Origin of the sequence: Promicromonospora sp. Marseille-Q5078 (assembly GCF_050315395.1) — a bacterium.
Lineage (GTDB): Bacteria > Actinomycetota > Actinomycetes > Actinomycetales > Cellulomonadaceae > Isoptericola.
The window spans coordinates 3032901-3047471 of sequence record NZ_JBNPQG010000001.1 but is presented as its reverse complement, the minus strand read 5'-3'; the positions used below and the strand labels follow the sequence as shown (position 1 = coordinate 3047471).

Genomic DNA, 14571 nt, shown 5'->3' with positions numbered 1-14571 from the left:
ATGATGGTGATGACGGACCACCTCGGGAGGAGCGATGTCGCCATCCGACAGTGATCGACCGCCGGCACCGGAGCGCTCGCGGCGTCTGCGGCTGCCGCTCTGGGCGGCGGTGGCGGCGCTCGGCATCGTGGCGCTCACCGTCGTCGCCGCCGTCGTGGCACCCGACGTGCCCGGGACGCAACGGGCGTGCCCGGCGATCGGCTACTCCAGCGTCCTCGAGGTGACTCTCGACGGAGACACGTCCGAGGTGGCCGTCCTCCAGGTGCGCGACGGTGACCAGTGGCAGCCGCCGTACCCGCCGGACGCGGAGGTGCCCGCGATCCCGACGACGCACGACGGAGACACGTGGACCTTCCAGCTCTTCTCCGGGGCGAGCTCGATCATGCTCCAAGTGCTGGGCGACGAGGGGGACGTGCTCGAGCGGACAGAGGTCGACGTCCGCTGGGTGCGCGTGGGCGGGACAGCCGAGTGCGGCGGCCCGACTGAGGCCGAGACCACCTGGGTGCTCTGACCCTCGGGTCTCCCCGTCGGGTCTCCAGCCCGCGGTCCAGCCCGCCGAGAGCCCTGTCAGCGCGAGAGGATCCACGCGCGGAGTGGCTTTTCGCCGGTCACGGGCTCGCCCTGGCCTCGTAGCAGCTCGTCGCCATGGTCGACCGCCCAGGCGGCGAGGGCGGTCAGAGGTCCGTCGTGCAGGCTCCGCCCCAGGGCGGTGAGCCCGTACATGACCCTCTGCGGCGACTCGCGGTGGCGTTCGCGCTCGACCAGACCCCAGCGGACGAGCCGGGCAAGCGTCTCGGTGAGCGGCTTGTCCTGCATCCCGCCGATCCTGGTCTTCAGGTCGCCGCGCCGCGCCGGGCCTTCGCCGAGGGCGGCGAGGACGACCGGGTCCCATCGGTGCGCCAGGACGTCGGTCGCCGCCCGCACGCGGCAGTCGGCGACGAATTCGTGGTCCGCCGTGCTCATGCGTCCACTCTGCGTCGTTCCGGCGCACCGTTCGGTGCGCAACGCCGTCCCTAGGTTCGTGTCCTGACGTCGATCCCGGCGTCGGTCGGAATGAGAGACGTGGAGGTCGTCGAATGCGGATCGGAATCCTGGGGACGGGAGCGCTGGGGAGCACTCTCGCGCGAGGTTGGGCGTCCGCGGGGCACGAGGTCGTCCTGGCCGGACGATCCCGGCAGAAGGCGGACGAGATCGCCGCGCGACTCGGCTCTCGCGCGTCGTGCGCCTCGCTGTCGGACGCGGTCCGTGAGGTCGACGCCGTCCTCCTGGCGATCTCCTGGACCGGGGTCGCGGAGGTTCTGGACGCGGTCGGCGCGGCGCGGGGCAACCTCGCGGGCACCGTGGTGATCGACCCGACCAACCCCGTGGAGCACGGAGTCGGCGAGCACCTCCTTCCAGCCGGATCTGCGGCAGAGGCGATCTCCTCGTGGGCGCCCGGCGCCAGGGTCGTCAAGGCGCTCAACCTGCACCCGGCGCAGACGTGGTCCGCGCCGGCCACCGGTGTCACGGTGCCCTTCGCGACCGACGACCACGGTGCAGCGCGGTCCGCCGCGGAGCTGGTCGGGAGCCTGGGAGCGACCGCACACCGGATCGGCGGGATCGGTCGCGCACGGCAGCTCGAGGAGCTGGCGGGAGTGGTGATCGCGCTCGCCGCGGCGGGGATCGATCCGCAGTCCGTCGTCCCTGGGTTCCATCGCGTCACGACGCGGGTGCCCATGGTCCCGTAGCCATCGCTGCCGATGCCTTGTGGCTGGGCCTGTCCAGGCCTACAGTCCTAGGCATGGGTGTGGCGTGGATCACACTCGTACCAAGACTCAGACCCAGCCCTGATACGAGTGTGCCGTGGACCGCACCGGCCACCGGAGGCTCGGATGTCATCGTCGACCAGACTCCACCGAACGCCCCTCACCGTGAGTGCGGGCTTGCTGGCTGCGCTGGCGCTGCTGGCGCCGATGTCCTTCGCCGCGGCTGCCGACAGCGACCCGCCGGAGGACAGTCCGTCGGTGTCGGTGGCCTCGACCGACCGCGCCGACGAGGCGTGGCTGGCGCGCGGCCTGACCTCGGACGAGAGGGCGGACCGTCTGGCCGCGGTGATGACCACCGAGGAGAAGCTGAACCTGTTCGAGGCGAACCCGTCGACCCCGATCCCCGAGCTCGGGATCCCCTCGCGCAAGGAGAAGGACGGCTGCTGCGGCATCAGCCTCGCGGACTCCCTGGAGACGCCCACCACGGCTCTGCCGAAGAGCATCTCGTTGGCCGCGACGTTCAGTGACGAGCTGGCCCACGAGTACGGCGTCCAGGTCGGGAAGGAAGCGTGGCGCACGGGGTTCGACGGCGTCACCGCACCCACCTCCGACATCATCCGCAGCCCGCACTTCGGCCGCCGCGGCGAGTCGTTCAGCGAAGACCCGCTGCTGGCCGGCCGTCTGCCTGCCGCTGTGGTCGAGGGGGTGCAGCAGCAGCAGGGCGTGTACTCGCTGGCCAAACACTACGTGGGCAACTACCAGGAGACCTCCAGGGCGGGAGTGAACGAACTGATCGGTGAGCGTGCGCTGCACGAGATCTTCGCCCGCCCCTGGGAGCACATCGTCAAGAGCGCGGAGCCCGGCGCCGTGATGTGTGCCTTCCAGCAGGTCAACGACGAGTTCGCCTGCGCCAACGACCACCTCCTGGAGGACATCCTCAAGGAGGAGTGGGGGTTCCCCGGATGGGTGTCGTCCGACTTCAACGCCTGCCCGGACTACACGGCGTACACCAAGGGCGTCGACATCTGCGCGCCGGACCTCGGACGCGCCTCGGTCGAGCAGGCCTTGGCCGACGGCACGCTGACACAGGCCCGGTTCGACGACATGGTGCACCGGGTGCTGCGGACCTTCTTCGAGCAGGGGGTCATCGACAATCCTCCGAACGGCACCCTCGACGTCCCCTCCCAGGACCTGCCCGGCGGCGTGGTGCCCGGCTTCATGCTGGACGACGGCGCCGAGCTGTCGCGCGAGATCGCGGCCGAAGGCACGGTGCTGCTCAAGAACGACGCCGAGACCCTGCCGCTCTCGCCCGACGACTCCGTCGCCCTGATCGGTCCCGACGCCGACCGGTACATCGACATGTTCGGCAGCCCGTCCGTACCCAACCCGGGCCGTCTCACGACCATCGTCGACGGGGTGACCGAGCGATCGGACGCCGAGGTCACCTACCGGGAAGGCGGCGACACGACGCGCTACGGGGACACGCTGGGCGGACCCGCGCCGGTGCCGTCGGGCGTGCTGACACCCGCAGGCGGAGCGCCGGACGAGCAGGGCGTGCGCGCGTCGTACTTCCTGGGCTTCCAGGGGGACGACCCGCAGGACCCCGGCGAGGTGCGGATCGAGGACCAGGTCAACCACCGCACCGGTAACGGCGGCCTGATCGGCACGTTCGGCCTCAACCCGAGCCCGGCACCGCTGATCCCCATCGAGTACGCGACCCAGCCCATGACCGCGCTGTACGAGGGCACGCTGACGCCGGTGCGGACCGGGAACTACCAGCTCGGCGTCCGCGGCATGGGCACCTTCAGGCTCGCCGTCGACGGGGAGACGCTGGTGGAGGAGAGCCAGGTGGGTCTGAACAACTACCTGGAGCAGATCCGCCTCGTCGCCGGTGAGGAGTACCAGGTCCGGCTCAGCTACCAGGACGACACCCCGGGCCAGTGCTGCGGACCGGAGGTTCCCGGGCCCACCGTCAGGCTCGCGTGGCAGCCGCCGGCCGCCAACGCCTCGCCGCAGATCCGCGAGGCGGTACGCGCCGCGCGGCAGGCGGACGTGGCCGTGGTGGTGGCGTCGACGCTCGAGGGCGAGGCGGCCGACCTGCACTCGCTGCAGCTGCCGCAGGACCAGGACCGCCTCATCCGTGCGGTGTCGAGGGCGAACCCGAACACCGTGGTCGTGCTCGCCACCGGAGGGCCTGTCCTCACGCCGTGGCTGAACAGGGTGGGTGCCGTGCTGGAGGCCTGGTTCCCGGGCGAGGAGCAGGGCGAGGCCGTCGCCGACGTCCTCTACGGCGACGTGAACCCCGGCGGCAAGCTGCCGGTGACCTTCCCGGCCCGGGAGTCCCAGCCCGAGCGGATCGGGATCAGCAACCCGTCACTGGAGTTCAACGTCCCCGACCCGACGACGACGTTCGAGGAGGGCATCGGCGTGGGCTACCGGGGGTACGACGCCCGGTTCCTGACACCCGCCTTCCCGTTCGGTCACGGGCTCTCCTACACCACGTTCGAGTACTCCAACCTAAGGGTCCGCAACCCGCAGGGCAACGCGGACGGCCGGGTCACGGTGCGGCTCCACAACACCGGGGACCGCACGGGCACGGAGGTGGTGCAGGTCTACCACGGGCAGCTCCCCACCCGGACGCCGACCCCGCGCCGGCAGCTCGCCGGATGGGAACGCGTGACGCTGGAGCCCGGTGAGCGGGCCACGGTGCGGATCCGGGTCCAACCCGGCGAGAGCGACCGTCTGATGTCGTACTGGCGGGTCTCGGACAACGAGCTCGGTGGGCGATGGGTCACCCCGTCCGGAGCGGTGCCGATCTACGTCGGTTCCTCCTCCCGTGACATCCGGGTGTCGGGGAGCATGCTGATCGACTGACCGTGACCTGCGCGCTCGCTGCCAGCTCGTCGTCGGCGGTGCCGCGCTGTACGTCGCCGGGCACGGGAGCCCCTCCGAAGGCCTACCCGCTGCCCGAGGCCGTCGCCGTCGATCGTGGCGGCCTGCCCTGCTAGGGGAGCGTGCGTGTGACGTGCTCCAGCCACCGGGTGACGGTCGCCAGCTCGTCGGGGCTGAAGCCGTCGGTGAGGCGGTCGTTCAGCTCGGCCAGCGCGGCGCGGACGTCGTCCAGCGCCGCGGTGCCAGCGGGCGTGAGGTCCAGGCGGACGGTGCGCCGGTCGTCGGGGTCGGTACGACGGCGCACGAGGCCGGCGCGTTCCATGCGGGCCAGCAGGCCGCTGGCGCCCGCGGGGGAGGCCTGCAGCGCAGCCGTCACCTCGCCGATCGTCGCGCCGGGGTGGTCGGCGAGGTGCAGCAGGACGCCAGCCGCGGGGGCGCCGAATCCCTGACGGCCGTTCCCGGCAGTGTGCGCGCCGCCGCGCCGCGCGATCCACCGGCGCAGCTGGCGCTCCGCCGCGGTGGTGAGGAAGACCAGCCGCGGCGGCCGCTGCCGGTCGTCCGTCATTGGCGGGCTTTCTTGCCCCGGAGGCGGACTGCCGAGTCCTGCTGTGCGGGGGCGGCCTCGGCACGCGCGTCGAGCCACGCGAGCAGCTCCGGCCACAGGGTCTCGCGCAGCCCGCGGCGGAAGAACCCGGTGTGCCCGATCGTCGAGACGCCGCCGTCGGCCGGGCTCCACGTACGCCGCTCGACCCGGGCGCCGGTCAGGTGGTCGGTGATCGCGTCGATCTGCGCGGGCGTGGCCCACGGGTCGTCGGTGAAGCCGACGGCGAGCACGTCGCCCGTGACGCGCGCCGCGTCCGCGGCGGCGTTCATGGTCGGGTCGTCGAAGAAGTAGCCCGGCAGCCTCGACCAGCGGCCCCACTCGCGCATCGCCGCGGCGGGCAGGTCCTCCCCGAGGCCCAGGCGGCGGCCGGGCACGTAGCCCAGCACCCGAGCGGTCGCGGGGCCGAGCGCCCGCAGGATCAGCCCGACACGCGCCCGCTCGCGGCGGTCGGGGATGGTGGCCGTCACGCCGGCGTGCGACGCGACCGTGACGAACCCGGCCAGGCCCCGCGACCCGTGACCCAGCGCCAGGGCGTGCCCGCCGATGCTGTGCCCGACGGCGAGCTGCGGCACGTCGCCGAACCGCGGGCGCGCCCACGCGGCGACCGCGGGCACGTCGTCGGCCATCCAGTCCCGCATGCGCAGGCCGCGATGGTCGCGCGGGCTGCCGGACCGCCCAGTGCCGCGGTAGTCGTACGTGACGGCCGCGTACCCGTTGACGGCGAGGAACTCCGCGAACCCCGTGTACAGACGCTCGGGGACCGCCGTCGCGGGGTGGATGACCACGACGCCGCGCGGCGTCTCGTCGGCGGGCTTCCGCACCGTGCCGACGACCCAGCCGCCCGCCGGGATCTGGATCCGCAGCTCGTCGGAGTCCACCGTCGTCGGGTCATCACTTCGCATGCGAAATACCCTAGCGGCACGACGGGACCTGTCGCCGACCGGCGCCCGGAACGGCGGATGTCCCAGGGACGAGCGCTGTGGGCAGCGAGGACGGGAACGACGACGGCGGACCGCGCGGGACCCGAGGCCCGCACGATCCGCCGTCTCGGGGCGCGCCGATCAGACGGTGGCGGTCGCCGCGGCCTCGTTCTCGACGTCCTTCACTGGCACGGCGCGAGCAGATCCTCGGCGCGCTGGTCGATGCGCTCGCGCCCGGCGGATGGCTGGTCGTCACCGACGTCTCCGAGCGTGTTCCCGTCTCCGCGCCGTCCGCTGAGCCGGCCGACGCGGAGCTGTTCGACCACGTGCTCGACGTCGGCACGAACCGTGTCGGCCCCGCGGCCGGCATGAACTTCGAGTGGGCGCGCGACGTCGGCCGGCACATGCGCGACGCCGGACTGGAGGACATCCGCGGGCTGGAGGGCGCCTTCACCGCCCGCGGCGGCTCACCTGGGCTGCTGTACTACCGCAGCGTGGTGCTGCAGGCCGAACGACCGCTCCTGGACGAGGGGCTCACCACGGACGAGCTGCATCGCTTCCGGGACCTGATGTCCGACCCGCGTTTCAGCGCCTGGACGTACCAGTTCGTCACCACCTGGGGTCGGCGGCCGTGACGCGCGTCGGCGGGCGTCATCCGTCGACGGTCGCGTCGGGAACGAAGCTGAGGACGTCGGCGAGAACGTATGGACCGACGATCAGTGCAATCCCGACGGCGACGACGACGCACAGCACTCGCCAGACCGATCTCTTGGGCAGGAACCCTGCGACCACTAGAAGAGCGCCGCAGGCCAGGGCGTAGATCCACACAGCCATGTGCGGCAGCAACACGAACGGCACGAGGGCGAGTGCGCCGACGACCAGCAACGTGGCGGTGACGAGTCCCGCGACTCGGCGTTGGCGTCGGCGACCTGCGGACCGCGTCACCTCGTATGAGAGATCCGCACCGTCAGTCATGGCCAGAACGTACACGGAGCGGGACTGCGCCATTGATACCGCTGGGCGCGTCATCGAGGACCTCGGGCGTCGTCCACCGCGCCACGCTGGCCAGGGCTCTCGCGTCTACACGTCTGGCGCCCGAGGCGTCTCGAAGCGTCGCGCGTCGGTGTCGTCGCCGCTCGCGCTCGACCTACGGCGCCGGTGCCTGTGGCGGGCTGACGAACTGCGGCTTGTCGCCGACCATGGTGCACAACGTGCGCGTACCGGTGTGCCCCGTCGGCCTTCTGTCGGACCTTCGCGATGGTCACGGGGTAACTGCCGTAGTTCAGGTCATCGAGGTGGATCACGGCCTCGGCGATCCAGACAGACTGCTCGTCGCCCGCTCCGGCGATTCCGATGAGTCGATCTCGCCCTGCTGGTCCGGGAGGTTAGGCGTTGTACGCGACGGTGTGGCATCCGCGGACTTGGCGCACGTAGGCGCCGACCAGCTACTCTCCGATCTCCATCGATCACTCCTTCGTCAGAGGGTGCCGTCACTTGGAGACTCGCACACCTGCCGGGTGCGACGGTCTCGTTGCGGGTGATCTCGGCTGGGCGGGAGTATCCGATGGCGGCGGAGCGTGCAGCACGTCGGTCGCACCACCGGGCCGAGCGCCATGGAGGGTGCTGCTGGAAGGGATGTTCCCGGCAGTCTTCGCGGCGCAGGCCGAACTAGAATTCTGAGAGGAGACGTGCCTTCGCTGCCGCGTACTCGTTCTCCCCGAGGATGCCTTCCGAATGGAGGACTGCGAGCTCTCGGAGGCGATCGCTCACGGTCTGGTTCACGGGCGCGGACAGCGGCTCAGTGGCGTCAGCAGCAGGTCCGGGTGTGGTGTGACCGAGAATCTGTGCAGCGGTCGCGGCGAGGATGCGACCTGCCTCGATGTGGTCGGCCTTGGGGATCTTGACCCCCACAGAGTTGCTGACGACGTTGGTGACTGTGTGTATTTCCTTGTCGGTCACGATCGTCAAGGTCGCCTTGTATGTCATCGACATGGCCAGGTGGCTGACGCCCGTTGCTGCGAGGCCCGTGATGGTCGACGACTTCATCGCGGCGCTGCCGCTCCTGAAGACCGCCGTCACGACCTGGCCCACGGTGCCCTCGATTCCGGCGGCGGGTGGCTGGGTGACAGCCTGCCTCTCCGATTCGGGTCCTGTGAAGGTGGCCGACACGAGCTTCTCGTAGGGGGTCTTCTTGGTGATCGGGCTCACTGCAGTGGCGTCCCTGCCGGGGAGTGCAATGCGCGCGTAGCCGCCTTCATACAACTCGACCGTCGTCGTGCCGAACACACCACTGGTCACGAGCCGGCCCGCAGCCTCGGCCCGTCCCGCGTGCTCGCGAGCCCGTTCATCCTTGGTGGTCTGCCACTCTTGCTGCGTCGCCTTGAGCTTCTCGCTGAGCTTCTCGAACACCCTCGCACCTTTGTCGGTTCCCGGTGGTTCGCCAGAGCACTCCTGAGTGAGTTCGCGTTACTGGCGGTCCGCTCGGGAGCCTAGTGGTCGCCGTCGCGAGGTCGTCGCCCGCAGCCCCCTAATTGCGGGTGAAGTCTGCGTGGGCTGGCGAATATCTACTCGTCGACCGAGGACTGACCCGAGCGATGCTTGGATTGCCTCTCTCGCAGCCATGATTGCGCTGGTCCGTGGGGCGAGGCAGCGGGTATTGCGGCCCGAACCGCTGCTTCGCGAGAACGCCGCGTTCTTCATTCCGGACGATGTCGTCGCCACGCGCTACCTTCCGACCATGACCGACCCCGTCCGCCTGCTGCCGGGCTGGGTGGTGGCTGGGACGGGGCAGAAGTCGATGGTGCTCTCGACCGTCATCCGCCTCGGTGGGGAACGCTTTGCCTGGCACGAACTCGCGGGGGCGATCCGTGCCGTCGCCGAGGTGAACAGGATGGATCAGAACGGGGGCGCCGCGGCGCCGGAGGAGAAGAGGGACGAGATGGGCGAAGAACTGTGCATCCATGACATGGCGCCGGGGACTTGTGCGCTGTGCTCGCCGAGGATCGGCAGCGCGAGCGCGTCGATGTTGGCCGACACCGCGGTCGTCTACGTCTCGCCGTCGCACGTCGGCCACCTCGCAGGGTGCAGTCACAAAGACGACGAGGACTTCAGCCGGTGGGGCGAGATCACCCGGCCTGGGGCCTGGCAGGACCTGCGCAACGGACGCGCGGTGGCAGCCGACACCGGCTCGCGAGTCGGTCTCGTCGCGAACGAGGCGTGCAAGTCCTGCATCGCGCGCTCCTGACCTTGCGTGGCCGCTCGTGCGACGTCCATGCGTGGGCGCCGGCAGTGCGGCGCCTGGCGGGAGCGGAAGGTCCGAGTGGCCGAGGGTGGGGCGAATCGCACACCTGACGGCCGTCAGCTCGTCGCCGAGGACGAGATCGTCGCTCACCGAGGACCCACGACGTGACCGACGCGCTGGACGACGCACTACTGCGTGAGCGAGAAGATCGTGCGCTCGACCGTTGCCCGGCTCAGTGTGCCTTCAGGCCGCTTCCCCCACGCGTCGAGCAGTTCCAGATACCGGGCATAGTCACGGGTGCGATCGAGTCGAAGAGCGATCCCCGTCTGCCGGGCGATCCAGCGTTGGACCCGGAGGTCGAGGATCGGAGCAGCGGCGCTATCGTCAGGACCGCCCGTGGCTGTCGTGAAGTAGAGCCACTTGGTGAAGAACGCAGGGCCCAGAAATCGGATCCGGCCCGGTCGGTTGTTCAGGGCATAGAAGCCGGCCAGCGCGCCGTGACGGCGTGCGGCGCCAGCTCCCTCTCGGAGCCGGGTCAGGACGTGCTCGTCAGGCTCGGCCGGTCGGTCGCCACGCAAGACCCGGCTGGTCCGAAAGGGCCCGTATCCGGACGGACCGTAACCCCAGATCATGGCGGCGACGAACGCGAGGTCGTCACGCCCGTCGTCGTACGCATCGAGCACGAGTCGTGCGATAGCCACGCGGTCCACCGTGGGTGGTACCTGGTCCAGGAACGGATCGATGCCTGGCACGCCCTGCAGCCACGACGCCCATCGCTCGCGAGTCCATCGCATCGCCTCCTGCCCCTGCGGTCGGAGGGCGCCGTCTCCGAGCGCCTGAGCGAGATCGCGGGGAATCGGTGGGACGGATTCCAGGGGACGAAGAAGGTGCTCGTACGGCAGGTCGCGTGCGGCCATGGCGTCAGTCCTCCCCATCGACGGACAACGACGCGCGGGTGCTGGTGCGCCGCATCTCTCCACGCCGTCGCCACCGTGAGGGGTACCCCGACGGGTCCTCAGGCGCGTTCCGTTCCACCTGGCCGCGGGTCCAGCCACTTGCCACGATGCCTCTCGGGCCGCCGCCCTGCCGCAGCATGAAGGCGCGTCGCCCTGCGGGGACGGATCGGCGGCGACCCATCGACCAGGCCATGGGCGTTAAACGACCGGACTCCGTGGCCGCCTGCTGCTCGGTGCGCTCGCCTTCCTCGAAGGCCCAACGTTCGGGATTCCACGTGAGCACGATTGCCGACAAGGTGACTCCTTCTCCAAGTTCGTCGCGACCATACGGCAGCACACGCGCTCTACGGCAGGGCATCGCCGTCGTGGCGGAGGGTGAAAACGACGACGGATCTTCTCTAGCGCTCCCGGGCCCCGAATTCTCCGAGCATGAGGACGAGCTGACGCCAGGCGTCATCGGAGTCGAGCGCTCGTGCGCGTTTGGCGATCGCGTTGACGTCGTCCACAAGACGTGCGGTCTCGTCGCCGCGACTGTCGGCATAGCGCGCGTCCAGGAGGTAGGGCGACTCGCGGACGGCGTGCATCGCCACGGTGTCGAGAAAGACCGCGAGGGCGCGGGCCGCCCGTCGACGTTCGGAGGCCTCTCTCACGTCGCGCTCGTCCGCGGGCTCATCGGGATGTGCCACGGCTTCCGGACCATCGATGTGGCCATCCAACTCCGGGACCACGACCCGGAAGCGTCCCTTCCACAGCCGGCTGAATGCCTCGTCCACGGCGAGGCTGACCACCGTGCCGATCTCAGGGCGGCCACGATCGGTCTTCTCGATGGACTCCCGGAGCCCGGCCACCTCGTAGGCGAACCGCAGCAGGTTGTCATCCGTCATCGACGCTCCGATGACGAGGAGGTGTTTGGTGAGCATGAGCGACTGCACGAGCGAGCCGACCGGCTTCCAACGACTGTCGTAGTGCACGAACGAGCTGCGCGACAGGACGATGGACTCGGGACGCTCGACGTCCCCATGCATCTTCAGCAACCAGGGTCGCTCGCTCGACGTCCTGGCCCACGGCAGGACGTCGATGGCCGAGCCGGCGTCCGGCCCGCGGGCCGCGGCGACGGACCGTTCGTAGAGCCTGTCGTAGTTGGTGGTCACGGCCTCCCGCACCTGGAGGCTCGCGAGCAGGGCGTGGGCGAGGCTCGGCCGCGCCGAGCGATCCTCGACGACCTCGGCCACCAGTTGGCCGAGCTCTCCCTGCGAGCCTGCCGGATCGGCCTCACGGGCCGCCGCGATGGTCACCTGGACGAGCTCGGCCTGCTCCAGAGGGCCAAGCTTCTCGATCCGGTCCTTGAGCTCGTCGAGGTCCAGCCTGTGGACGAGCTCGGCGAGCAACTCGCTCCAGGAAGGGAGACCTGCGGCGATGCTGACCCCGGCACCGAAGAACAACGCCACCTCGCCCTGACGGACGCGCTGCCCGAGCTTTTGGGCGACCGTGGCGTCGATCAGGGTCACAGGGGCCCCGGTGTCTCGGCGCCGGTGCTGCAGCGCCGCGTAATCGGAACGCTCTGCGGCGACGAGGGCGACATCGACGCCGAGCCGGTCTGCGGCGTCGCGCAAGGTGGAGACCAGCGCGGCGATGACCTGTCCTCGTCGCCGGCCGAGGCCCCCAGCGCCAGTCCCGACGACGGGCATGGCGATGAGGGGCAGGTCGCGACCGGCTGAGTACGCGGACCGGATCAGGCTCTCGCCCGAGTGCTCGACGATCGCCTCGACGACGCGGAGTGCCGCTTGGCCCACCTCGAACGTTGAGCCCGCGACGACATCGAGGAACCACACCTCGGGCACGGATTCGGCTGTCCGCTTCTGACGTGCTGGCAGTGCAGCGCCTCGGGCCCAGCCCTCGGGTCGCAGCTCGTCCCAGGTGTCGCCTGGACCGAGGCCGACGGTGTCGCGCCACCAGTTCCCGATACCGAACCATGCGTCCGTGGGAATGACGACGGCGTCGGCGCTCAGCGCGTCGAGCCGGCCGTTGACAACGAAGAGGTGTCCGCGCGTCATGTCGGAAAGGTAGAAGAGTGTGCGTCGTCTCGCGCGGCGGCGCTGGGGCCATAAGGGACGTCCAAGGCCCTCGCCGTGAACGGGCACAGCATCGCCGTGGTTCTACGACGCAGTGGTTCGCTCGACCTCGTCGTCAGGGGTGTCGCCGGGCGAGGCATCCGCAGGTCGTCGACGCCGAAGAGTTGCGCCAATCGTGCCGACAGCACCTGCCGAGGGGGACTTCGTGGAGCGCTGTTCTCGAGGCACGTCCGGTCCGAGGCCGACGCTGCTGAGGTAGGTCAGGGCACGGTCGATCGCCTTCAGCTTGCGCTTGATCGCCTTGAGCGACGGTGCATCTTCGTCGGACACCGTCTCGAGATGGGCTTGCTCGCGGCGTAGCTCGATTCCTGTCGCTGCGAGGCTCTCCCAGGTGGTCGGGTCCTGGTCGAAGCCTTGCTTCTTCCGCAGGATCGCAGCAGTGATCTTCGTCGTGACGAATGCCTCGACAGCCTCGGCCGTCGTCGTGGGGCTCGCGAGACCGACCGCGACTCCGCCACCGCCCGCACCGACGAGGGCTCCGGCCGTAAGGAGCCCTCCGATCATCCCGCCGGGCCCGAACGCCGCCAGAGCGCTGGTGATCGCCGCCGCTCCAGCGACGCCGGGTGCTGCAGCGAGCGCGAGGCCTCCGGTCGCCACGACGATCGCGGCGGCTCCGACGGTGATCGCGGCCCACTTGATCCAGTTGGTGCCGTCGCTCGATAGCGTCTTACGCGCGGTCGCCCCGGCGGCGGCGAGATCACGGGCGAACTGACGTCCGAGGCCCATCTCGATGGCAAGATCCTCGAGCGCTTCGATCCGAACCTTGGACGGGATCTCGATCTCGAACGGCTGGACGACGTTCGTCGACATGACTCCGATCAGCGGGAGGACAGCTAGTTCCTTCGACAGGTGCGAGATTCGCTCTGGCTCAGCTGCGGCGGTGTCCGGGTCCGAGAGATCGACAGCCAACTCGGACACGAGGCTGGGAAGCGGCCTGCCTTCGTGCTCCCTTCGAGCGATCATCGAGTCGACCGCCGTGGCCTGCACCTGGCGCCTTGCCTCGACGTAGCGGGCTCGTCGGGCGCCCTCGAGCTTGCTCTCGACGAGGTGGGCGAACCGCAGTGCCAGCAGGACCATGGTCTCGGCCTCGTCGATCGGGACGTCGACTCCGCGTGCAGCGGCGGTCAGCTCCTTGGACATCGACCCGTGGAGGGCATAGCCGACGGCCCTCGCCACCGTCGGGTCCGACAGGTAGGCGACGGCATCGTGCACGTGATGGTCGACCTTCCCGCGGACGCGGTAGTCGGTCATCCAGGGGAAGACCGACGAGACGCCCCTGTGGGTCGTCACCGGGTCGGCGGGATGCCAGAAGCTCACCCACCAACCCAGGTTTGTCGGGGGCTCCTTCAAGGCGTCCCGGACGCCGTCGGCATGAAAGGACGTGCTGGACAGGGGGCTCCCGATCGTCACCATGCCCACGACCTGCACGTCGGCAGGCAGCCGGCGCACGACGTCAGCGGCGATGACCGAGCCCAGGCTGTGGCCGACGACGACGATCCGACCCGAGCGGGGCACCTCCTTGAGCACCAGCTTTAGGACGTGGGCGCGGATGCGACGCTTCGCGAGGTAGTTCTCGGCCTGTCGGAACATCGGGAATCGAAGCGAGGTGGAGGCGATTGCGTCGCTGCCAAGTCGTGCCGTTCCGGCGTCGTGCCGCCCCAGCATGACTTCGACGGCGTGTTCGCGCCGTTCGAAATCACGGCGGTTCTGCCTGGCAGTCTCACCTGTCGGGGCCTTGACGGTCAGCGGCGGGAGCGGTTCGTCGTCGTCCACGCCCGCCAAGGCATGCGCGTACTTGGGTGCAACCACCGAGAGGTCGTCGAGGCCGGGATATCCGAGGTCTCGCAGAGCCTTCTCTAGCGCGGTCCGCCACTCACCCTCCCTGTCGCCGGAGCCGACGCCGTGCAGGAACAGAAGGGACGGTGGCTCGGACATCACGGGCTCCAGCGGGTATGAACGGCATGACTGAAAGGAGCGGTGCCGGGGTAGGCAACGACCTCGGCGCCGAGGCCTGGTTTCGACGCCGGCGCGATAGAGAGACTTTGCACCTGGTGCGCCGGTGGATGGCATAGGTGCGTGGG

At 70.0% G+C, this 14571-nt stretch carries 13 protein-coding genes; 5 read left to right on the top strand and 8 right to left on the bottom strand.

Annotated elements, in window-relative coordinates; translation table 11 throughout:
• The first annotated feature begins 34 nt into the window (after positions 1-34).
• Positions 35-511: a hypothetical protein gene (locus tag ACQFYA_RS14200; protein ID WP_499125280.1), complete on the top strand. Its 477-nt coding sequence runs from the start codon at positions 35-37 to the stop codon at positions 509-511.
• A gap of 56 nt (positions 512-567) precedes the next feature.
• Here ACQFYA_RS14200 and ACQFYA_RS14195 read toward each other — a convergent pair whose 3' ends face one another.
• Positions 568-963 (bottom strand): winged helix-turn-helix transcriptional regulator, encoded by a 396-nt coding sequence (locus ACQFYA_RS14195; RefSeq protein ID WP_499125278.1) that lies wholly within the window; start codon positions 961-963, stop codon positions 568-570.
• 113 nt (positions 964-1076) lie between these two features.
• On the opposite strand from ACQFYA_RS14195, the gene ACQFYA_RS14190 reads away from it, so the two are divergent.
• Both ACQFYA_RS14190 and ACQFYA_RS14185 read left to right on the top strand, forming a co-directional pair.
• Positions 1077-1727, top strand: a complete 651-nt coding sequence (locus tag ACQFYA_RS14190; protein ID WP_499125277.1) for an NADPH-dependent F420 reductase — start codon at positions 1077-1079, stop codon at positions 1725-1727.
• Positions 1728-1922: 195 nt separating this feature from the next.
• Positions 1923-4619, top strand: a complete 2697-nt coding sequence (locus ACQFYA_RS14185) for a beta-glucosidase (protein WP_499125275.1) — start codon at positions 1923-1925, stop codon at positions 4617-4619.
• A gap of 130 nt (positions 4620-4749) precedes the next feature.
• On the opposite strand, the gene ACQFYA_RS14180 is transcribed toward ACQFYA_RS14185, so the two are convergent.
• Both ACQFYA_RS14180 and ACQFYA_RS14175 read right to left on the bottom strand, forming a co-directional pair.
• The gene (locus ACQFYA_RS14180) at positions 4750-5202 is read right to left on the bottom strand and encodes a MarR family winged helix-turn-helix transcriptional regulator (protein ID WP_499125273.1); all 453 of its coding nucleotides are present in this window, start codon (positions 5200-5202) and stop codon (positions 4750-4752) included.
• On the bottom strand, positions 5199-6143 hold the full coding sequence (locus tag ACQFYA_RS14175) for an alpha/beta hydrolase family protein (protein WP_499125272.1): 945 nt from the start codon (positions 6141-6143) through the stop codon (positions 5199-5201). The genes ACQFYA_RS14180 and ACQFYA_RS14175 overlap by 4 nt, the downstream gene beginning before the upstream one ends.
• Positions 6144-6487: 344 nt before the next feature.
• Between ACQFYA_RS14175 and ACQFYA_RS14170 the strand changes: the two genes are divergently transcribed.
• Entirely contained in the window at positions 6488-6796 is a 309-nt protein-coding gene (locus ACQFYA_RS14170; RefSeq protein ID WP_499125270.1) for a hypothetical protein, read from the top strand.
• A gap of 16 nt (positions 6797-6812) precedes the next feature.
• Here ACQFYA_RS14170 and ACQFYA_RS14165 read toward each other — a convergent pair whose 3' ends face one another.
• Together ACQFYA_RS14165 and ACQFYA_RS14160 are read right to left on the bottom strand one after the other, a co-directional pair.
• A complete protein-coding gene (locus tag ACQFYA_RS14165) occupies positions 6813-7136 on the bottom strand; it encodes a hypothetical protein (protein ID WP_499125269.1) in 324 nt (107 codons plus the stop codon).
• A gap of 693 nt (positions 7137-7829) precedes the next feature.
• Positions 7830-8570 (bottom strand): SHOCT domain-containing protein, encoded by a 741-nt coding sequence (locus ACQFYA_RS14160; RefSeq protein WP_499125267.1) that lies wholly within the window; start codon positions 8568-8570, stop codon positions 7830-7832.
• A gap of 211 nt (positions 8571-8781) precedes the next feature.
• Here ACQFYA_RS14160 and ACQFYA_RS14155 point away from each other — a divergent pair, with 211 nt between their 5' ends.
• Entirely contained in the window at positions 8782-9405 is a 624-nt protein-coding gene (locus tag ACQFYA_RS14155) for a hypothetical protein (protein ID WP_499125266.1), read from the top strand.
• 185 nt (positions 9406-9590) lie between these two features.
• Here ACQFYA_RS14155 and ACQFYA_RS14150 read toward each other — a convergent pair whose 3' ends face one another.
• The 3 genes from ACQFYA_RS14150 to ACQFYA_RS14140 form a co-directional block, all read right to left on the bottom strand.
• The gene (locus tag ACQFYA_RS14150) at positions 9591-10319 is read right to left on the bottom strand and encodes an 8-oxoguanine DNA glycosylase OGG fold protein (protein WP_499125265.1); all 729 of its coding nucleotides are present in this window, start codon (positions 10317-10319) and stop codon (positions 9591-9593) included.
• A 437-nt stretch (positions 10320-10756) separates the two neighbouring features.
• The gene (locus ACQFYA_RS14145) at positions 10757-12412 is read right to left on the bottom strand and encodes an SIR2 family protein (protein WP_499125263.1); all 1656 of its coding nucleotides are present in this window, start codon (positions 12410-12412) and stop codon (positions 10757-10759) included.
• A gap of 102 nt (positions 12413-12514) precedes the next feature.
• Positions 12515-14425 (bottom strand): lipase family protein, encoded by a 1911-nt coding sequence (locus ACQFYA_RS14140; RefSeq protein WP_499125261.1) that lies wholly within the window; start codon positions 14423-14425, stop codon positions 12515-12517.
• Between the last annotated feature and the right edge of the window lie 146 nt (positions 14426-14571).